This window comes from Companilactobacillus suantsaicola, from assembly GCF_004745525.1.
GTDB classification, from domain to species: Bacteria; Bacillota; Bacilli; order Lactobacillales; family Lactobacillaceae; genus Companilactobacillus; species Companilactobacillus suantsaicola.
In genome coordinates this window covers 75,633-94,555 of sequence record NZ_RKLY01000001.1, presented here as the reverse complement: position 1 = coordinate 94,555, position 18,923 = coordinate 75,633, and the positions used below count along the sequence as shown (strand labels likewise).

The following is an 18,923-nucleotide window of genomic DNA, read 5'->3' as shown; positions in this document are numbered from 1 at the left end:
AATTAGTCTCCTTCTTTATCAAGTCTCTTGTACAAGTCAACAATTTCTCCAGCTAAATCTCTAAATGTAATAGCATTCATAATGTGATCTTGTGAGTGAACCATTAACAATGAAACTTTAGCATGTTCACCATTAGCTTCTTTAGTTAGCATATCTGTTTGTGAGTTATGTGCTTCAACTAAGAAGTGATCTGATTCCTTTAATTTTTGATCAGCCACTGTAAAGTGACCTTTCTTGGCAGCGTTGATAGCTTCAAAAGCTGAGCTCTTAGCGTTACCTCCGTTGACAATCAATCCCATAATTGTTTCTAGTTGTTCATCATGTTCTTCAGCCATTTTAAAAATTCTCCCTCTCAATGTGTTTAAGCGCTTACTTTACTTTTAAAAAACGAAAAGGGTGCTAATATGCGCCCTTTTTTTAGTATTTGAAATGATTACTTAATTAGTGATAGAGCTTGTTTTAGAACTTTTTCACCGTTCATCATTCCGTAGTCTTGCATATTAATAACTTCAACAGGAATGCTTAACTTGTCTTTGAATTGTCCTTCAAGATATCTTACTTGAGGTCCAAGCATTAATACGTTAGGATGTTTTTCTTCCAATTTTGCATCAGCATCGGCAGCAGCAGTAGCGAAGATTTCAGCATCAACACCATCACTTTCAGCAGCCTTTTGCATCTTTGAAACTAGTAAACTTGTTGACATACCGGCAGCACAGCATAACATAATTGTCTTTTCAGCCATAATCAAATACCCCTTTGAATTAAAATATTTATTTGTTTTTATTTAAAAACGTTTGCTTAAAACGCTTTCATAGAACAATTAAATTGTATAACTAGTTTCCAAATTTATCAAGATGTTTTTAATAAAAAACATTTGAAAATTATACTGATTAACAAATTTCCATCCTGATTTTTCACAATCAAAAAAGCTGTAACAAATATTTTGCTACAGCCACAAAGGTTTTCTTAGTCAAATTCTTTTTTTAAGACTCGTGAAATCATTGCTGCCACACCATCTTGATTGTTCGTTAAAGTTGTTTTCCAGGCGACATCTTTTACATTTTCGATAGCATTTTCCATTGCTACCCCGTATCCAGCCTCTTTGACCATGTCTAAATCATTTCCATAATCACCGAAACACATAAAGTCAGTCATAGGAATTTTTTCCAATTCAGAAATATGTTGTAATGCGGACAATTTAGTTACATCTTGACTATTGATCTCAAAATAGTCACTTCCAGAGCGACTGATGGTAATGGGCAAAGCGGTAAACGATTCTAATTTTTTTTGCAATTCACGTAACCGTTTTGGTGGGCAACTGAAACAAACTTTATAAATACTGAAGTCTTTTTTATTAATGTCCATCAATTCTTGAATAGAATGTGCTTTGAAGTGATGGCGACTCATCCCTTCAAAATAAGTATTCCAGTGATGATTAGGATCATAGATATAAGTATCATTTAACCCATCTAAAACAACTTTAAACTTACTAAATTCTGATCGTCTGAGAATTTCTGCTACAACTTCAGAGTCTAGTGGTCGATCAATTACCTTTTCATTTTTAGCATTGACCACGACCGCACCATTTAAGACGACCCGGTAGCCTGGTACTTTTAAATCTTTCGTAAAATATTTACTAACTGAATGCAGTGTTCTCCCCGAGCAAATTGCAAACACAATTCCGGAATTGACAGCATCCCGAATAGCCTGCACATTTTTGGCAGAAATTTTACTATAGCTATTCAGCAATGTTCCATCTAAGTCAGTCCCAATAAACTTAATCATTAATACAGTAACCCCTTACATAATCCGATTACATTAATAATACGACACTAGGTAATAAAAAAGAAGTCTTTACAAACATAATTAAATTTGTTTCAGTTCCTAAAATTATTTAGCCACAGAAATTTTCTTCAAATCAGACAAGAAATTAGGATACGAGATATCAATCGATTCAATATTTTTAATCTTAAATGGTGTCTCTGTCAAAATTGAAGCAATACAGAGCATCATCGCAATGCGGTGGTCATTATGACTGTCAACGTCATCCTTAACTTTAATCTTCTGTTCACCTTTGATTACAATGGAATCATCATTAACTTGCATGACAATGCCTAATTTAGCCAATTCGACCCGCATATTTCTAATTCGGTCGCTCAACTGCAAATGAACGTCATGAATTCCTTCAATAACGGTCGTACCAGTTGCTTGTGAAGCCATTAAAGCAATAATTGGAATCTCATCAATAATGAATTGAACTTGTTTAGCAGAAATTTTTGTCCCGTGTAGTTGTTGTGAACGAATCACCAAGTCACCATAGGGTTCAACACTATTAATTGAACAATTTTCGACCGTTATGTGCGCTCCCATTTGCTTAGCAACATTCAACATACCGATTCGAGTTGAGTTCAATCCAACTTTAGGTAGATGGATTTCACTACCTTCTGAAAGTAGTGCTCCGGCAATGTACAAGGCAGCAGAAGAAAAGTCCCCGGGGATGGTTAAACTTTGCCCCTTCAAATTAGTGTGAGCTGGGTTGACCGTAATTGTTTCTGGAGTCGTTACCACATTAGCACCGAAGAAATTAGCCAAAACTTCCGTATGATCACGGGTTGGTAATTTTCTAATAATCGTCGTAGGTGTCTTAGCATAAATACCAGCAAAAACCAACCCGCTTTTGATTTGAGCACTTGAAATATCCTGTTGATAAGTAATTCCCTTTAAATCATGACTACCCTTAGTCTTAACCGGGAGTGCGTCTTCACCAATTGGTTGAAAACTACCACCCATGGCAGTTAAAAGTTTAACCAGTCGCTCCAAAGGCCGCTTACTCAAATAGTCGCCACCGGCAATCGTATATTCATTAGTACTCGTTGTTAGTATTCCTAAGAGGATACTTTCTAAAGTACCGACGTTGTCAATGTTTAGCGAATGATCAAGCGATTGTAACTTATGACCTGTGCCCTTAATTATCATATCTTTAGTGCTAAGCTCGGTGTGAATCTTGGCGCCTAATTCTTTAAAGACTTGCGCAGTAACAGTTAGATCGTCTGAATACGAAAAATTACTGATCTGTGTAACTCCGTTTGCGAGCGCACCAAAAGCAATTGCCCGGTGAGCAATACTTTTATCACCCGGTACGATTACTTCACCTTGAAACTTAAACTTTGATGCTCGAGTATTATAATCAAACATTTTCATTACACCTCAAATATTGATTTTCCTTCATTGATCCGTTTCGTTCTAACTGTTACGCTACCGAATTTAGCAATATAAAACAAACTTTTTGTCCTGAAATCAAAAAACTAGCCATTAAATTATAAATTTATCAATATACACAAAAACCAGACTTTTCAGCCTGGTTAAATTTTTATTCCACACAGAGACGATAAATTGCTTCCGCAAAAATCTCCATTGTTTTTCTCATATCAGCAATACTCCAATTTTCATTAGCTTGATGCATGAAATCAGGAGTCGTTGGTAACATCCCACCAAAAGCTACACAGTTATTCATCGTTCTAGCAAAAGTAGCTCCACCAGAAATCAAAGGCTTAGCGTCAGTATCACCAGTCAAATCCTTGTAAGTAGCCATTAAAGTTTGGACTAATTCACTATCAGTTGGGACATAGAGTGGTTCTAGATAATCGAAATGTTCGTAAGTCATTTCAAATGGTTTGATTGCTTGAGTAACTTTTTCAACTAATTCATCGTGGTCAACTGTAACTGGAATACGCATATCGATTTGAACACGTGATTCTTGGTCAGTGATCTTTAAACTAGAAATATTAAAAGTTAATTTACCAGAAGCCTCATCCGAAATATCACCTAATAAATTAGTTGCGTTGGCATCTTCACCAAATTTTTTGAAAAATTGCAGTACCTTAATATCAGGATAGACGTCACTCAAAGCAATACCCAGTCTGACTACCGCATTAACTCCTTGAGGAGCATTCATAGCGTGAACGGATTTACCATGGACCTCGATTGAATTTTCCTTCTTATCAGCTTCAAAATTATACTTTTGTAAGGCAGCAAAAACTTCGTCCTGTTTAGGCCCATCGTAAACAGCCTTACCAGGAACAGCATTGAAGGCATTCTCCAAGTTGAGATGTAATTCATTAGAACCAGGTCCAACTAAGTATGATTGTTGTAACCCTTTTTCAGCATAAATCACTGGGAATTGGGCATCAGGAGAAATTCCCAAATCGATTGGAGCCTCTTTTTTGTTATATTGTTCCAAACATCTCCAAAGAATCTCTTCATCTGAACCAAAGATGAAGCGAATCTTCTTATTAAACTTGTATCCTTTATCTAAGATAGCTTTAACCGCATAAATAGCTGCCATGGTAGGTCCTTTGTCGTCTTGAGTTCCACGACCATACAACTTACCATCCTTTTGTGTTAATTCATAAGGGTCAGTATCCCAGGCATCAAGGTTTCCAGCAGGTACTTCATCCATATGGCCGACAATACCAAAGGTCTCATCACCTGATCCAATGTCAGCATAAGCATAGTAGCCTTCTGGATCTAAATAAGTTTTACAACCTAATTTTTCAACAACTTTTAAGACCTCTTCAAGGGCCTTTTTAGGTCCCTTACCAAAGGGTGCTTTGTCTTCAGCTGGTTCATTAAAGGATGGAACACCCACAATCTGTTTTAAACCTGTAATTGCTTCATCTTGAATCTCGGTAGTGATAAATTTTTCCATAACAAAATTCCTCCTATTTTATCATCGAACAAACTACTAAGAATGCGGCAACGACGACAAATAAAATCGCCATTAATTTCCACATGTACTTCCACCATTTTACTATAGATACATGTCCAATTGCTAGCGCTCCCATAACTACTCCTGAAGTTGGGGTAATTAAATTGACCCAGCCTGAAGCGGCTTGATAAGCTGTGATAACTAATGACCCATCGACACCGGAAAACTTACCTAATGGTCCCATTATACCCATGGTAGCAGCAGCTAATCCTGAAGTTGATGGAATCAAAAATGACATCGGTATATAGAAAATATAAGTTAAGACAATAAAGACAGCACTGGATAGGCTTTGTAAGCCAGTTTCACCAGCATGCAAAACCGTTGCAGTAATATATCCATTATTCATCACAACTTGAATTCCTCGTGCCACCGCAACGATAATTGCAACACTTAAAAATTCATTCATTCCACCCATGAAGGCATCGATAAATTCTGACTCTTTCATTCTGAAAACAAACATAATTACAACTGACATCAATAAGAATAAAGTTGTAATTTCATTAAAGTACCAAGTTCCTAAAGGTGCTAAATCCTTACCGATCAATGCTCCTAAGAATGGAATATTCGTTAACCACTTAGTAAAACTTTCAAAGAATGTCCACTTAGGATTCAAACTAGACCAAGGAATCAAACTAATGATCATGATCAAAAAGGTTAATCCGAATAGCCATAAGACAGCTTTTTGCCTAGTGCTTAACTTATCATCGAGGTTTCTTTCAGGCATCGAGAATTCCTCAAGATCTTTTTGACGTCGATCAAAAACATATGATTGTGAAGGATCCTTTTTAATTTTATCAGCATAGTGCATCACATAAATAATACTGATCGTAGTAGTGATCACCAATAAGATCAATCGTGGTATTAATCCATCTCCTGGTGAAATATTCAATGTTTGTGAAGCTACACCAGTCGCAAACGGATTAACAGTTGATGCTAAACATCCAACTTGTGTTCCAATCAAAGCAATTGAGATGGCTGTAATTGAATCATAACCAACCCCAATCATGACAGGAATCAAAATGGGATAAAAGGCAATTGTCTCTTCACCCATTCCATAAGCTGATCCACCAATAGCAAATAGTGCCATTAAAATTGGAATCAAAGCCTTTTCTTTTCCACTGTACCGTTTGACCGTCGCACTGATCCCGTCATCTAAAGCTTTGGTTTTATTGACAACGCCTAAAAATCCACCAATTACTAAGATAAACAACGATACTGAAATCGAGCCCTCAGTCTCACTTGTTCCAACCATTCCGTTGATCGGTGCTAAGAACACATCCCAAATACCCTGAGGACTGCTTGCCTTAGCTTTATAAGTCCCTGCAATTATATTACCTGCTTTTGTGGTAGCGTACTCTCCAGCCGGAATAATCCAAGTTAAGACAGCAACGAAAATGATCAGCAGAAATAAAATTGTATAGGCAGACGGCATTTGCCATTGTTTGCCTTTTTTTGACATTAATTATTACTTCCTTCTCTTTATTTGATACCTGTAGAATAAACGAAAAAAAAGCTCAATACAATCAATAACCCATACAAATACTACAGGCCTACTTGTGATAGCGCATACAAACCGCTACAATATTGATAGATTAAAGAAAGGATAACGCAAATGACTGATTCAATTGAATTTGGTAACAAAATTAACCGTCGTCCTTTGATAGTTAGTTTTCTCCTTAGTTTGATCGTCGGTAGCATTTTTTTAGCTATCAACCTCAAATTAGCTTTGGGCCTATTTTTATTGATTCTGGGTTTTATGCTCTTGTGGTATTACCCAACTAATTTGAGAACTTTATTCGGTCATTGGCAAGTTGAAAAACACGGAATTTCTTACTATAAGATGCATTCTTATCGTGATCGTTTAAAAATGGTCCTCTTGCCAGATAAAACCGACTTTCAGTTCATTAGTTTTTCTCAAGTCCATAAATATCATGTAGTTGAAGGCAATCATAAATATACTTCAGCTGATATTTTAACCATCAATCCAGCGAAACAATCACTCCTGCCTTGGAAAAGAAAAGCTTTCTATCTAGAACTAGAAATTAAAAATGGAACGATCGACTTAGATTTATCTTCAAGTCAAAGACGTGATTCGAATACTTTATTTCGCTTGAGTAATGTTCTAAAAATAATTGATTCAAAGATAAATTAAAAAGCTCTGTAGTAATTAAACTTCGATTACTACAGGGCTTTTTTAAGTGGACAAATTTTTTATTCAACTTTAATTGTTCCTGACTTAGCACGAGCGGTCAAAGTATATTGTGGGTCATTTCCGACAACACCCTCTTTGAGATTGGAAACGTCATGTTTAAAATCAGCTTGATGTTTCATTTTGACACTGCCACTCTTGGCTTCCAAATCAAAAGCATAAGAGTCATTTTCTGGCATCATCATCTTAATTGTGCCGCTACTATTATCAACGGATATATCTCCCGTGATTTCTTTAAAAATCAATTTAATAGTACCTGATTTTGCCAAAACTTTACCGGCCCCAGAGACATCGACTCCTTTAATTGAGCCACTGCGTGCTTCAATATTGAAATCTGGACTATAAACAGAACTTAATTCAGTCACACCACTGCGAGAATCAATCGCCATTGCACCTTGAACATATACATTGTCGAGTGTGACTTTACCCGAATTAGCATTGATCATTAACTGATTATTCTTAATGTTATTCAAGTAAATTAAACCACTACGAACATCACTATTGATTTTGTTTAAATTAGTTAATCCTTGAACTTGTAAATTCCCACTGCGATTTAAGATCTGTAGATCACCTGCAAATTGTTTAGGAATTAAAATCTGGACTTTGATTTTCAGCGGCAAGAAGTGGGGAACATTTCCTTGGATGACCTTTAAAGTATCAGAACTTAATTCAGTTCTTACTTGATAATCAGGATTATTACGTGACATGTATTCACGAATCTTGACTTTTTCTCCATCACTAGCTTCAACTTTCAAACTGGCATTGGCATACGAAATCACAATTTTTTTCAAATCTGTGATATCAAATTCATGTTCATCAACTAACGGTAATGATTCAACGTGGACTTCAGTGTTGAAATTCGTATTATCAAAATGAGCTTCGAAGTTATCAAAAGATTTCTTGTGATGCTTACCGAAACTGATACCTTCATCATTAATAACCATATTCCCCAATTTAATACCATCGTCATTGATTTGAATCGTTTTGCCGCCGTTAATAGAAATGCCGTCATCATTGATATTTAAAATTTTACCATTGTCAATTTTGATACCATCTTCATCAACATCTAGATTATGAGCATGAAAAATTTTATGGTATTCCTTTTGACCATCATCTTCTTCGTTGCGAACTGAATTGATCAATTCCTCAATATCGCCAAAGTCAGCAAAAGCTTGTTCCACAGCATCCTCTTCACTCTTGCCATCTTTTAATTTATCTTGAGCTGAAGCAATCAGATCTGAAGCTACTTCTTCTCTTAATTCCGTTAAATCTTTGGTTGCCGAATAATCTACAAAAATTTTATCTAATTTAGCATCTACTAGTGAATTTAATTTTTCATTCATAATCATTTATCCTTCCTAAAATCAAATTATCAATTACTTTCTTGGCAAAATTCCAGGCTTTTATATTGTCAGCTAAAGTTTGTTTACCTTGAGTTGTTATCTGGTAATACTTGCGACGTCCACCTTGAGTTTCATCGCCCCAATAGCTTTCAATATCGCCATTTTTTTCTAATCGTCTAAAAACTGTATAGAGAGTTGCTTCATTCAATTCGTATTTTCCTTGACTCAACTCTTTAACTAGTTTGGCGATTTCATAACCATAACTGTCGGTTTGACTCAAAATGTTTAACACAATCGTCGTTGTATGGCCACGAATAATATCCTTAGAAATCATTGGTTTCATTTCGTTACCCCACCTTTTTTGCTATGACAATAATGTATCACCAATTACTATGTGTGTCAAAGTAATATATTCAAAATAGTATTTTATTTTTTAAAATAATAATTCGATTCTGAATTAGTGTTTAATCTCTAAAATAATCACTGTACTTACCACTGCTCAAAGTAGAGATAATAACGAAAAAAAGAATCTTATTAGTCTGTCGCATTCTACTACGACACCAATAAGATTCTTTATATCAAAAATGACAGCACATCCAGGCCACAAAACAGTTAAGCACTGATTCAAACAGGAATCTATCCAATTTCAGAACTGACTGAAATATTTCAAACGACTAGTCTAGTTTGGAGTACAACAACCCTTGTTTTTTCGGCTGACCAATGCGTATACTCGAATCAGAAAAACCAAATCTCACTATTATTTTCAGTAAAGATAAAATATTTTTATATTTTCTGTTCATTTTCATTAGGAAAAAATTATATAATAATAAAAGTATGTTTTTGAAAGGAGTTTCTTATGATTATTGTTGCACTCTCAGCTGTGATTCTCCCTTTAATTCTTTTAGGGGTAATCAACATGCCGGCGACAAAGGGGATGTCGATCAGTGCCTTGATCGTGCTTATTGAGGGATTTTTATTTTGGAAAATGCCAGCTAAGGTTTTACTTGCTTCCATTTTTCAATCCATTCACAAAGCTTTGCCGATCCTTTGGATTTTATTTGGAGCCTTGATGATGCTCAATGTTTTACAACACACTGGAGCGATTGATCGAATCAATTCAGGTTTTCACACTTTGTCCGCTGATATGCGAATTCAACTAATTTTAGTCGCATTTCTTTTCGGTGGCTTGATCGAAGGAGTTTCGGGTTTTGGAACTCCAGCAATGGTCACAGCACCTTTGATGATTGCCTTAGGTTTTTCGCCAATGGCAGCTGTTACTCTAGCTCTTGTAGCCGATTCAACTCCTGCTTCCTTTGGAGCTGTTGGTACACCTTTGACAGTTGGTTTAAGTAACGTCAGTGAAAAAGCAGATTTTCTCAACGCCATTGGTCAACGAATCACACAATTAGATTTACTGGCTGGAACTTTTATGCCTTTGATCCTCGTTTTCATGCTAGTCTTCGTTTTTGGAAAAAATGACGAACACAAACAAAAAGATTTTCTCAGTTTGATTCCTTGGACTATCCTCATCGGGTTAGCTTATAGCCTCTTAGCCTTATTGATCTCTTTTGTGGTCAGTTATGAATTTGTCTCCATTCTGGCTCCATTTGGTGCCATTATTTTGGCAATTATCACGATTAAATTTAAGATTCTTCTTCCTAAAACAGTTTTCACAAATCCTTGGTCAACTTCCAAAAAAGTTGTTACTGAAGAAAAATCCTCAATGTCACTTTTGACTGCTTGGTCACCTTACATTGTGGTTATTTTAATGTTATTGGCAACTAGAACTATCCAACCATTAAAAGAATTTCTCGTGAAAAATGTTAACTTATCTTGGCAGAATATCTTAGGTTATTCACAGATCAATTCCGATTGGGAATTTCTTTATTCACCGGGAACACTGCTGACGATCTCCGTAATTATCGGTCTCTTGATCCAAGTTAAATCATTGAAGAGTTTCTTGCCAACTGCTAAAAAAGTAGTTCTTTCAATGAAATCAACTGCCCTAGCTTTAATCGTAACTTTGATTATGGTACAAATTTTTACTAACTCAGAGATCAATTTAGCAAAATTACCTAGCATGCCGATGTACATTGCAGAGATCATCTCTAAATACTTATCTTCAATTTGGATCATTATCGCACCATTCTTAGGTCAATTAGGTTCTTTCGTTACTGGAAGTACGACTGTTTCAACTTTGACCTTCGGACAGATTCAAGCTGACATTGCTGTTAATGCAAATGTTTCAAAAGAACTAGTTTTAGCTGCCCAATTAATTGGGGCTGCTGCCGGTAATATGATCTGTGTTCACAATATCGTCTCAGTTAGTTCAGTCGTTGGCTTGAGTGGTCAAGAAGGTAATATCTTGCGTAAAACTGTCTTACCGGCTTTACTTTACAGTTTACTCGTCGGAATTGTCGGTTTTGACTTTACATTATTTATTTAAATCAAAGTGATTCAACAGCTAAATCATCGATAACAAATTTCTCAATTGCACAACCAACTCCGTCGTGATTATTGTCGCTAGTTATAAAATCACTGACTGCCTTAACACCAATTTGGGCATTTCCCATCGCAACTGCCTTTCCGGCAACTTTTAACATGGAAATATCATTGTCACGATCTCCAACCGCTAAAACATCTTGCAAATCAATTTGGAGCCTGTTAGCCAACACCTTGATGGCTTCACCTTTATTGACGTTTTGGGGGAAGATTTCTAAATAACCTACTCCAGTACGGACGACGAACTTATCTGGAAAACGACGTTTAATAATTTCAGTCATTTCATCCAAGAAGTTTTCATTTCCGTTTACAACTGCTTTGGTAATTCGAAAATTACGTGGCAATGATTCCGGTTCCTTTACATATAAACCACGGTTGTTTTCAAAAGCCATGTCAATCGTATATTCATCAATAAAATCAAAATTGCTTGTATAAGTATTACCTTGAATATCTAAAACACAATATGGCAATATTTGTTCACGAGCATAAGCGACAAATTCGTGGTAGAAGTCATTGTCGAGAGTTTTCTCGTAAAGGATCTCGCCTTCCATATTTTCAATAATGGCACCACCGTTTGTGATCATATAATTATCTTTACCGGTGATTCCTAAGGACTTTGCATAGTCATACATGGCGGCATGGGGACGGCCGGAACAAAGTACTACTTTAACCCCATTTTCCATAGCTTGTTTGATCATCAACTGATTCTTTTCTGATATCTCCTTAGCGGTAGTAAGTAGCGTATCATCCATATCTGTGGTAATTAATTTGTAACTCATTTGTTTCCTCCTCAAATAAAACTAATTGTAATATTTTCTGAAAATTAAAGATACAACTTTCGGGAAATTTTTACATCAAAAACTAAAAAAATCCCATCACACAACAAAAGTTGCTATGATGGGATTTTTTAGTTATTCCTCATGAAATGAAGCACCTGAATTGGCATCTAGTTCGACCTTCTCATTTTCTTCAATTTCAGTGATTTCAATATCTTGATCATCTCGGACTGGGGCTTTTGAAACATTCGTATAATCTAATTTTTCAAGAATTTTATTTTTGGATAAATATTGATTAATTTTTTCTAATAACAACGGTCCATTGTAAATAAATCCAGTATAAACTTGTACCAAACTAGCGCCCGCCTCTAAAGCTGCAGTCGCATCTTCGGGAGTAAAAACACCACCGGAGAACATGATTGGTAAGTTTGGATATGCTTGGTGAATGGCTTTAGTTAAACTGAGTGACTTCATGAAAATTGGCTTACCACTCAATCCGCCACCTTCATTTCGATGACTTGATTGAAGTCGATCATGAACTGAACTTGGATTTGAAGCTGTGTTAGTCAAAATCACTCCATCCATTAAACCATCCGTTTCCTTGATCAATTCGATCAATTCTTCAGCTGAAATGTCATTACCAAATTTACAAAAGATTGGTTCTTTAATGTGTAAGTTGTGAATCTTTTGAAGCAATTTTTTAGCAACTGGAATCTCTTGTAAAGTTGTAACGCCCTTTTGATTAGGACAACTTTGATTCAAGGCAATATAGTCCGCAAAAGAATGAATTTCTTGAATATCTTCGACCATTTCATTAATCATTTCATCACTCGTTAAACCGTGTCCTGGAGCAACACTGATACCGATTGTCGTGTGTTTAGGCGTATTAGCCAAATGTTTGATTGTTTCTTCAACACCTAAGTTATTCAAGCCCATACGGTTGATAATGGCTTGATCTTCTGGCAAACGAAAAATTCGTTTCTTTTTATTTCCTGGCTGATTGTGCTTTGTGACACTACCAATTTCTACAAAACCAGCACCTAAAGCACCCAAACTATTGTAAAATTCAGCTTTTTTGTCAAAGCCAGCGGCAATACCGATTGGTGAGTCAAAAGTTACTCCTTTGACGGTCACCTTTAAATCAGCACGTTTCTTAGTTAAAAACATCGTCTTTAAAACTTGTGGTGTGCGATTAAACATCTTTAACCCGTTAGCTACTAGATGATGATCAACTTCTGGGTCAACTTTAAAAATTAAGGGACGAACTGCTTTATATAAATCCATTATTTACACCAGCCTTCGGGATTTTTGTACCATTCATGAAGTAACTCTGTATCATTTTTTTCAACATAATCAAGTTCTTGAGCAACCTCAATCAGTGTTGGAAAATCAGTTAAAGTGAATAATTGCAGATCTTTTTGGGCAAAATTGGTCTTGCTTTCTGGCAAGTCATAAGAAAAAATCGCCACTGTACCGATAACTTGTGCACCGGTTTCTTTGACCGCATCGACTGCTTTTAAAATACTGCCACCGGTTGAAATTAAATCATCGATCAAAACAACTTTATCATTAGCTTCACAGCGACCTTCAATTTGACCTTTCTTACCATGGTCTTTTTTCTTAGGACGAACATAGTTAAGTGGTAATCCCAAGGCATTAGCAACCCCTGTAGCGTGAGGGATACCTGCTGTAGCCACCCCGCCGATAATTTCAACATCAGGATATTTTTCCTTGATTAAAACTGCTAGGTCATCGGCAATAGTTTGACGGAATTTTGGATAAGCAATCGTCAAACGATTATCGGTATAAATTGGTGATTTGATGCCACTTGCCCACGTAAAAGGTTCTTTGGGACTTAAAGTCACCGCTTTAATTTTTAATAATTGACTTGCAATATCTCTGGCAATTTCTTTATCCATTATTTATCCCACTCCTTATCGATGTTCATATAAGCATTCAAACTGTTTTTTGCTTGCGTGATGGGACGGCCGACGACAATACCATCACTGCCTAAACTTCTAGCTTGAGACGGAGTCGCTACTCTCTTTTGGTCGCCTGCTTGTTCAGTCTTGGGCCTGATTCCTGGCGTTATGCATAAGAAATCTTGACTAGTTACTTCTTTAATCATCGGAACTTCAAGTGCGGATGAGATTACCCCGTCTGCACCATTGTCAAAAGCTAATTTAGCTAAGTGAGTTACGTAATCTTGTGACTTTAAAGGAACTTTCAATTCATTGACTAACTCGGTCTGTCCTAAGGAAGTCAGCTGAGTCACCGCTAATAATTTCGTATTCGAACCGGCTAAACCAGCTTTGGCAGCTTTGATCATCTCTGCTCCACCACTGGCATGAATCGTCAATAATTGAACATCCCATTTGGCGATCATCTGACAAGTCCGTTTGACAGTATTAGGAATATCGTGCAACTTTAAATCCAAGAAAATTTCGTAACCACGTTCACGCAAACTTTTTACGAACGGGTAACCGAATTGGCAAAACATTTCCAGACCTATTTTTAAAAACAATTTCTGATTTTTAGGAAACTGGTTCAAAAAATTTATACATTCAAAATCATCCGCATAATCTAGTGCTACTATAACTGGTTTATCCATTTTTATCCCCCATTATTTGTGTTCGTAGACAGTTTGTCCGTTTACTAACGTCTGTTCCACTTGGCCGAAAACCTTTTGCCCGATAAAGGGACTATTGGTTCCTTTTGATAGAAAATCGGCTTTTTCAATCGTAAATTCTTGATTTAAGTCGATTACAGTTAAATCAGCCGCTTGACCAATCTGAATTTTGCCAGCTTGCTTTAGACCAAAAATTCTTGCTGGATCTGTTGCCATTAAAGCCAACAATTTCTCTAAACTGATCAAACCAGTTTTAACTAAGTGGGTGTACATCAGTGGAAATGAAGTTTCAATGCCGGTTATACCAAAGGCACTCTTTTCAAAACCTTGATTCTTTTCATTTTCTGCATGTGGCGCATGATCAGTTGCAATCATATCGATCGTACCGTCGGCAATTCCCGCTAAAAGAGCTTCTCGATCCATTGGTGTTCGTAAAGGAGGATTCATTTTGAAATTAGCATCGTCGGTTTTAATATCAGCATCGCTCAGTAACAAATGGTGGGGTGACGCTTCACAAGTAACGTTGATCCCAGCATCTTTGGCCATGCGCACTAATTCAACGCCATCTTTAGTTGAAATGTGACAAACGTGATAGTGAACGCCAGTTTCTTTGGCTAAAACTAAATCTCTCGCTAATTGAGAAGTTTCCGCAACTTGTTTGATTCCTGGCAAGCCAAGTCTTTGTGAAGCTGAGCCAAAATTGATGACTCCTTTGTTAAAGAGATTTTTATCTTCAACATGGGCTGCCAAATGACTATTGACACTAGCAATTCTTTCCATTGCTGAATACATTGACTGAGCGTTCATAATTCCGTGACCATCGTTTGAAAAAGCAAAGGCACCAGCTTTTTTCATGCCTTCAATGTCGACTACTTGGTCACTAGTTTCATCTTTGGTAACCGGAGCATATTGGTAAGTTTTGATTAGGGAATTCTTTTGATTTAACTCAACTTGTTTGGCAAACTTCTCTAAATCATCGGGTACGGGAGTAACATTTGGCATTGCACCAACGGTCGTAAAGCCACCATGGGCTGAAGCTTTAGTACCAGTAGCAATCGTTTCTTTGTGGACTTGTCCGGGCTCGCGAAAGTGAACATGAATATCAACTAATCCAGGTGTCACTAATTTATCTTGGGCGTTAATTTCTTTATCCGCAGACCCGTTATAACCGATAGCTTTTACTTTGCCATCCTCAATCAACAAATTAGTTTTTTGAAGTGAACCTTGATAAAAAACTTGACCATTTTTAATTACTGTTTTCATAATTTATTCTCCCTTCAAAACTGCTTCGATCATTGCCATTCTGATAAAGGTACCATTGACCATCTGCTTGAAAATATACGACTTATCACATTCAACAACTTCGTCCGCAATTTCAGCTCCACGATTAACTGGTGCGGGATGCATGATCATGGCATTTTCTTTCATCAAATTAACCCGGCGCATATCCAATCCATATTGTTCAAAATATTTCTCTTTAGAAAATTCAGCATTTTCTTCTTGCGAAAGTCTTTCGTGTTGAACTCTTAGTAACATGACGACATCCATTTCTTTACAAAGCTCATCGACTGTCTTATGTGGTCCAATTGCTTGAAATTCTGAAGTATACCAAGCTTGCAAGCCGCCAAAGTAAACTTGTGATCCTAGTTGTGTCAAGATCTCTGCATCAGAATGAGCGACTCTTGAATGACTTAAATCACCGATAATTGCAACTTTCAAACCATCTAAGCGATGAAAATGTTCTTGAATCGTCATCAAGTCTAGTAATGACTGTGAAGGGTGTTGACCAGCACCATCGCCAGCGTTGATCAAAGGAATATTAAAGTTTTTATTGAGTAATTCTTGATAATACTCATCCTGACTGTGACGAATCACTGCCAAGTTAGCTCCTACACTTTCTAAAGTCCGACAAGTATCGTATAAGCTTTCACCTTTTTTAGTTGAAGATTTTCCAGCATCAAAAACGATTTGTTGCATCCCTAATTTCATTTCAGCTACTTGGAAACTTGATTTTGTTCGTGTACTGTTTTCAAAAAACATGTTAACAGCAAATTTATTTTTCCCAATATCCGAAGTCCGACCATTTTTAAACTCTAAAGCTGAGTTGATAAAATTTTGAACATCTTGATTCGATAATTGTGACATAGAAAGTATATTTTTCATTGTTTTCTCCAAATTAAAAAGGGCAGCTTCTCCAGCTACCCTAAAAAGTTTAGACTTATTCCATAAACCTTTTAGACCTCACTGGATCTGTTTAAAAGTTCCCTAGTTTTTTTAAGTAAACAAAAAACTCCCTATCCCACAAGGAAAGGAAGTTTACACTTTTGGCTATTAAATGTGTTTAACCTTCCAAGCCTCACAGGACCCGATTAAAAGTTTTCGTTGCAAATAATATAAACGATTTTACATATTCAGTCAATGGTTTTATTTAATTTTAGCTAAGAAGTACTTTTTCTTACCACGACGAATAACGATGTACTTGCCATCAAATGAATCTTTAGGATCGATTTCCATCGTTGTATCTGTCAAACGTTCACCATTGATTCTAATAGCACCATTTTGAATGTCTTCACGAGCTTGGCGCTTTGATTTATCAACGTTTACAGCAATCAATAAATCAACCAAATTAATTGGTTCATTAGCGATTTCTTCACTAGGAACACCGTGGAAAGCTTCACCAACTTCGGCAGTTGTTAACTCCTCAATTTCACCAGAGAAGAGGACTTCAGTAATTTTTTCGGCCGTCTTTAAAGCAGCTTCTCCGTGAACAAACTTAGTTACTTCTTGAGCCAAAGTCTTTTGAGCGAGACGTTTTTCAGGTTCATTCTTAACCGATTCAGCCAGCTTTTCTATTTCGTCGCGTGATAGGAATGTAAATTTCTTCAATAAATTGATTACATCCTTGTCATCTTGGTTGAACCAGAATTGGTAAAATTCGTATGGTGAAGTCTTCTTTGCATCAAGCCAAACAGCGCCACCAGCAGTCTTACCAAATTTTGTTCCGTCAGCTTTCAACAATAATGGAATTGTCAACGCATAAACTTTAGTATCTGGGCCTTCTGCCTTGTGAATCAAATCAAGTCCAGCTGTCAAATTACCCCATTGATCACCACCACCGACTTGTAATTGAACATTATGTTTGCGGTATAGTGTTAGAAAATCTACTGATTGCAAGATTTGGTATGTGAATTCAGTAAAGGAAATTCCGACTTCGAGTCGACTAGCAATGATCTCTTTGTTCAACATTGTATTGACGTTGAATAATTTACCGTAATCACGCAAGAAATCAAGAATGCCGATTTGATGAGTCCAGTCGTAATTATTGACCATCGTGAAATTACTAAAAATTCTCTTAGCTTGGTTGCTCAAAGCTTCGACATTATGATCAACTTGCTCCATTGTTTGCATAGGACGTTCAGCTTTTTTACCACTTGGATCACCAATTGAACCAGTTGCTCCACCAATAACGATGTAAGGATGATGTCCTGCTTTAGCAAATCTTTCCAAAGTCATGAATGGCAACAAGTGTCCAATGTGCATTGAATCTCCAGTTGGATCCATTCCACAGTATAAAGAAATTGCCTTTTCATCAACTAGTTTACGAAGACCCTCTTCATCTGATTGTTGATTGATCAAGCCACGCCATGATAATTCGTCAATTATATTCATAATTATTCCTCCTAGAGATCCTGTTTATAAAAAAAGCGTCCCTGCAAATATATGCAGGGACGCTTACGCGCGGTACCACCCAAATTCAAGTACTAAGTACTTGCTCTCTTTATTCCTATAAACAGGATTGCGATTGATAGTTTCGTATTTGATAATTTACCCTGCTTGACTCACACCAACCGTCAATTCTCTGAACACTGAAGTAAATTACTACTTGTTTAAAACTATTTATAAATATGATGATACACAGACACTAATTCTTTTTCAAGTGTTTTTTAATATCCGGGTCATATTGTATAATGTAAGTGCTTTTATGGAGGGAAAAATATGCAAAAAACTTTATATCTGATGCGCCACGGTCAGACACTTTTTAACGTTTTAGAAAAAATTCAAGGTTGGTGTGACTCACCATTGACCAAAAAGGGTATCAAACAAGCCAAACAGGCTAAAAAATATTTTAAAAAAAATCAGATTCACTTCGATGCTGCCTTTTGTTCGACAGCTGAAAGATCCAGCGATACCTTAGAACTCGTTACCGACATGCCTTACACCAGACTCAAGGGATTACGTGAGATGTCTTTTGGTAAATTTGAGGGTGAACATGAATATCTCAATCCCAAAATCACTGATTTTAACAAGCAATATGGTGATTTCTTCGTTCAATATGGCGGTGAAAGTGCTCAACAAAATAAGGATCGGGTCAGAAAGACCATCACCGACATTATGAATCAAGACAATCAATCAGTCTTAATTGTTAGCCACGCTGGTTCTATTATGAATTTCACAGGCCAATTCACCGATATTGAAAAAATTAAAGATTCTGGCTTTGGCAATTGCAGTATTCTGAAATTTACTTACGATGATGATCAGTTCCATTTTCAAGATATTGTAAATTTTAAAGACTAAATATTGTAAATTGCTGTCTTTTGGAACAAATTAAATAGAGAATTTTTTGCCCTATTAATTCAAAAAAGAAACCCTACTAGTGAAATATCATTCATTAGTAGGGCTTCTTTTTTACTATTCA

At 36.4% G+C, this 18,923-nt stretch carries 18 protein-coding genes; 3 read left to right on the top strand and 15 right to left on the bottom strand.

Annotated elements, in window-relative coordinates:
* Nucleotides 1–2: 2 nt before the first annotated feature.
* The 6 genes from EGT49_RS00460 to EGT49_RS00435 all read right to left on the bottom strand — a co-directional run bounded on the left by EGT49_RS00460 (nucleotide 3) and on the right by EGT49_RS00435 (nucleotide 6,227).
* Complete coding sequence (locus EGT49_RS00460) at nucleotides 3–335, bottom strand: PTS lactose/cellobiose transporter subunit IIA (RefSeq protein WP_135370994.1); 333 nt, start codon at nucleotides 333–335, stop codon at nucleotides 3–5.
* Nucleotides 336–433: 98 nt separating this feature from the next.
* Complete coding sequence (locus EGT49_RS00455) at nucleotides 434–742, bottom strand: PTS sugar transporter subunit IIB (RefSeq protein WP_135370993.1); 309 nt, start codon at nucleotides 740–742, stop codon at nucleotides 434–436.
* 224 nt (nucleotides 743–966) lie between these two features.
* On the bottom strand, nucleotides 967–1,785 hold the full coding sequence (locus EGT49_RS00450; protein ID WP_135370992.1) for a Cof-type HAD-IIB family hydrolase: 819 nt from the start codon (nucleotides 1,783–1,785) through the stop codon (nucleotides 967–969).
* 105 nt (nucleotides 1,786–1,890) lie between these two features.
* The gene (aroA, locus tag EGT49_RS00445) at nucleotides 1,891–3,195 is read right to left on the bottom strand and encodes a 3-phosphoshikimate 1-carboxyvinyltransferase (RefSeq protein ID WP_167849706.1); all 1,305 of its coding nucleotides are present in this window, start codon (nucleotides 3,193–3,195) and stop codon (nucleotides 1,891–1,893) included.
* A 175-nt stretch (nucleotides 3,196–3,370) separates the two neighbouring features.
* Nucleotides 3,371–4,708 (bottom strand): M20 family metallopeptidase, encoded by a 1,338-nt coding sequence (locus tag EGT49_RS00440; protein ID WP_135370990.1) that lies wholly within the window; start codon nucleotides 4,706–4,708, stop codon nucleotides 3,371–3,373.
* A 13-nt stretch (nucleotides 4,709–4,721) separates the two neighbouring features.
* The gene (locus EGT49_RS00435) at nucleotides 4,722–6,227 is read right to left on the bottom strand and encodes a YfcC family protein (RefSeq protein ID WP_135370989.1); all 1,506 of its coding nucleotides are present in this window, start codon (nucleotides 6,225–6,227) and stop codon (nucleotides 4,722–4,724) included.
* Between the two features lie 153 nt (nucleotides 6,228–6,380).
* On the opposite strand from EGT49_RS00435, the gene EGT49_RS00430 reads away from it, so the two are divergent.
* Nucleotides 6,381–6,920 carry a hypothetical protein gene (locus EGT49_RS00430; protein WP_135370988.1) on the top strand — a complete coding sequence of 180 codons (540 nt, stop codon included), beginning with the start codon at nucleotides 6,381–6,383 and terminating at the stop codon, nucleotides 6,918–6,920.
* A 59-nt stretch (nucleotides 6,921–6,979) separates the two neighbouring features.
* Here the strand turns inward: EGT49_RS00430 and EGT49_RS00425 are convergent, their stop codons facing one another.
* Nucleotides 6,980–8,320, bottom strand: a complete 1,341-nt coding sequence (locus EGT49_RS00425; protein ID WP_167849705.1) for a DUF4097 family beta strand repeat-containing protein — start codon at nucleotides 8,318–8,320, stop codon at nucleotides 6,980–6,982.
* Nucleotides 8,313–8,663 carry a PadR family transcriptional regulator gene (locus tag EGT49_RS00420; RefSeq protein ID WP_135370986.1) on the bottom strand — a complete coding sequence of 117 codons (351 nt, stop codon included), beginning with the start codon at nucleotides 8,661–8,663 and terminating at the stop codon, nucleotides 8,313–8,315. The genes EGT49_RS00425 and EGT49_RS00420 overlap by 8 nt, the downstream gene beginning before the upstream one ends.
* 513 nt (nucleotides 8,664–9,176) lie before the next feature.
* On the opposite strand from EGT49_RS00420, the gene EGT49_RS00415 reads away from it, so the two are divergent.
* Complete coding sequence (locus EGT49_RS00415; RefSeq protein ID WP_135370985.1) at nucleotides 9,177–10,766, top strand: L-lactate permease; 1,590 nt, start codon at nucleotides 9,177–9,179, stop codon at nucleotides 10,764–10,766.
* Nucleotide 10,767: 1 nt separating this feature from the next.
* Here the strand turns inward: EGT49_RS00415 and EGT49_RS00410 are convergent, their stop codons facing one another.
* The 7 genes from EGT49_RS00410 to tyrS form a co-directional block, all read right to left on the bottom strand.
* The gene (locus EGT49_RS00410; RefSeq protein ID WP_135370984.1) at nucleotides 10,768–11,601 is read right to left on the bottom strand and encodes a Cof-type HAD-IIB family hydrolase; all 834 of its coding nucleotides are present in this window, start codon (nucleotides 11,599–11,601) and stop codon (nucleotides 10,768–10,770) included.
* 132 nt (nucleotides 11,602–11,733) lie between these two features.
* On the bottom strand, nucleotides 11,734–12,882 hold the full coding sequence (locus EGT49_RS00405; RefSeq protein ID WP_135370983.1) for a quinone-dependent dihydroorotate dehydrogenase: 1,149 nt from the start codon (nucleotides 12,880–12,882) through the stop codon (nucleotides 11,734–11,736).
* On the bottom strand, nucleotides 12,882–13,517 hold the full coding sequence (gene pyrE / locus EGT49_RS00400) for an orotate phosphoribosyltransferase (RefSeq protein ID WP_135370982.1): 636 nt from the start codon (nucleotides 13,515–13,517) through the stop codon (nucleotides 12,882–12,884). The genes EGT49_RS00405 and pyrE overlap by 1 nt, the downstream gene beginning before the upstream one ends.
* The gene (gene pyrF, locus EGT49_RS00395; RefSeq protein WP_135370981.1) at nucleotides 13,517–14,209 is read right to left on the bottom strand and encodes an orotidine-5'-phosphate decarboxylase; all 693 of its coding nucleotides are present in this window, start codon (nucleotides 14,207–14,209) and stop codon (nucleotides 13,517–13,519) included. The genes pyrE and pyrF overlap by 1 nt, the downstream gene beginning before the upstream one ends.
* Before the next feature lie 12 nt (nucleotides 14,210–14,221).
* Nucleotides 14,222–15,490 (bottom strand): dihydroorotase, encoded by a 1,269-nt coding sequence (locus EGT49_RS00390; protein ID WP_135370980.1) that lies wholly within the window; start codon nucleotides 15,488–15,490, stop codon nucleotides 14,222–14,224.
* Between the two features lie 3 nt (nucleotides 15,491–15,493).
* Nucleotides 15,494–16,390: an aspartate carbamoyltransferase catalytic subunit gene (locus EGT49_RS00385; protein WP_135370979.1), complete on the bottom strand. Its 897-nt coding sequence runs from the start codon at nucleotides 16,388–16,390 to the stop codon at nucleotides 15,494–15,496.
* A gap of 261 nt (nucleotides 16,391–16,651) precedes the next feature.
* The gene (gene tyrS / locus EGT49_RS00380; protein WP_135370978.1) at nucleotides 16,652–17,896 is read right to left on the bottom strand and encodes a tyrosine--tRNA ligase; all 1,245 of its coding nucleotides are present in this window, start codon (nucleotides 17,894–17,896) and stop codon (nucleotides 16,652–16,654) included.
* A gap of 327 nt (nucleotides 17,897–18,223) precedes the next feature.
* Here tyrS and EGT49_RS00375 point away from each other — a divergent pair, with 327 nt between their 5' ends.
* The gene (locus EGT49_RS00375; protein WP_135370977.1) at nucleotides 18,224–18,802 is read left to right on the top strand and encodes a histidine phosphatase family protein; all 579 of its coding nucleotides are present in this window, start codon (nucleotides 18,224–18,226) and stop codon (nucleotides 18,800–18,802) included.
* Nucleotides 18,803–18,923 lie beyond the last annotated feature (121 nt).

What these genes read in the sequence shown, in the direction of transcription:
- EGT49_RS00460 (WP_135370994.1), bottom strand. Translation starts at nt 335, where the DNA reads ATGGCTGAAGAACATGATGAACAACTAGAAACAATTATGGGATTGATT.
- EGT49_RS00455 (WP_135370993.1), bottom strand. Translation starts at nt 742, where the DNA reads ATGGCTGAAAAGACAATTATGTTATGCTGTGCTGCCGGTATGTCAACA.
- EGT49_RS00450 (WP_135370992.1), bottom strand. Translation starts at nt 1,785, where the DNA reads ATGATTAAGTTTATTGGGACTGACTTAGATGGAACATTGCTGAATAGC.
- aroA (WP_167849706.1), bottom strand. Translation starts at nt 3,195, where the DNA reads ATGTTTGATTATAATACTCGAGCATCAAAGTTTAAGTTTCAAGGTGAA.
- EGT49_RS00440 (WP_135370990.1), bottom strand. Translation starts at nt 4,708, where the DNA reads ATGGAAAAATTTATCACTACCGAGATTCAAGATGAAGCAATTACAGGT.
- EGT49_RS00435 (WP_135370989.1), bottom strand. Translation starts at nt 6,227, where the DNA reads ATGTCAAAAAAAGGCAAACAATGGCAAATGCCGTCTGCCTATACAATT.
- EGT49_RS00430 (WP_135370988.1), top strand. Translation starts at nt 6,381, where the DNA reads ATGACTGATTCAATTGAATTTGGTAACAAAATTAACCGTCGTCCTTTG.
- EGT49_RS00425 (WP_167849705.1), bottom strand. Translation starts at nt 8,320, where the DNA reads ATGAATGAAAAATTAAATTCACTAGTAGATGCTAAATTAGATAAAATT.
- EGT49_RS00420 (WP_135370986.1), bottom strand. Translation starts at nt 8,663, where the DNA reads ATGAAACCAATGATTTCTAAGGATATTATTCGTGGCCATACAACGACG.
- EGT49_RS00415 (WP_135370985.1), top strand. Translation starts at nt 9,177, where the DNA reads ATGATTATTGTTGCACTCTCAGCTGTGATTCTCCCTTTAATTCTTTTA.
- EGT49_RS00410 (WP_135370984.1), bottom strand. Translation starts at nt 11,601, where the DNA reads ATGAGTTACAAATTAATTACCACAGATATGGATGATACGCTACTTACT.
- EGT49_RS00405 (WP_135370983.1), bottom strand. Translation starts at nt 12,882, where the DNA reads ATGGATTTATATAAAGCAGTTCGTCCCTTAATTTTTAAAGTTGACCCA.
- pyrE (WP_135370982.1), bottom strand. Translation starts at nt 13,517, where the DNA reads ATGGATAAAGAAATTGCCAGAGATATTGCAAGTCAATTATTAAAAATT.
- pyrF (WP_135370981.1), bottom strand. Translation starts at nt 14,209, where the DNA reads ATGGATAAACCAGTTATAGTAGCACTAGATTATGCGGATGATTTTGAA.
- EGT49_RS00390 (WP_135370980.1), bottom strand. Translation starts at nt 15,490, where the DNA reads ATGAAAACAGTAATTAAAAATGGTCAAGTTTTTTATCAAGGTTCACTT.
- EGT49_RS00385 (WP_135370979.1), bottom strand. Translation starts at nt 16,390, where the DNA reads ATGAAAAATATACTTTCTATGTCACAATTATCGAATCAAGATGTTCAA.
- tyrS (WP_135370978.1), bottom strand. Translation starts at nt 17,896, where the DNA reads ATGAATATAATTGACGAATTATCATGGCGTGGCTTGATCAATCAACAA.
- EGT49_RS00375 (WP_135370977.1), top strand. Translation starts at nt 18,224, where the DNA reads ATGCAAAAAACTTTATATCTGATGCGCCACGGTCAGACACTTTTTAAC.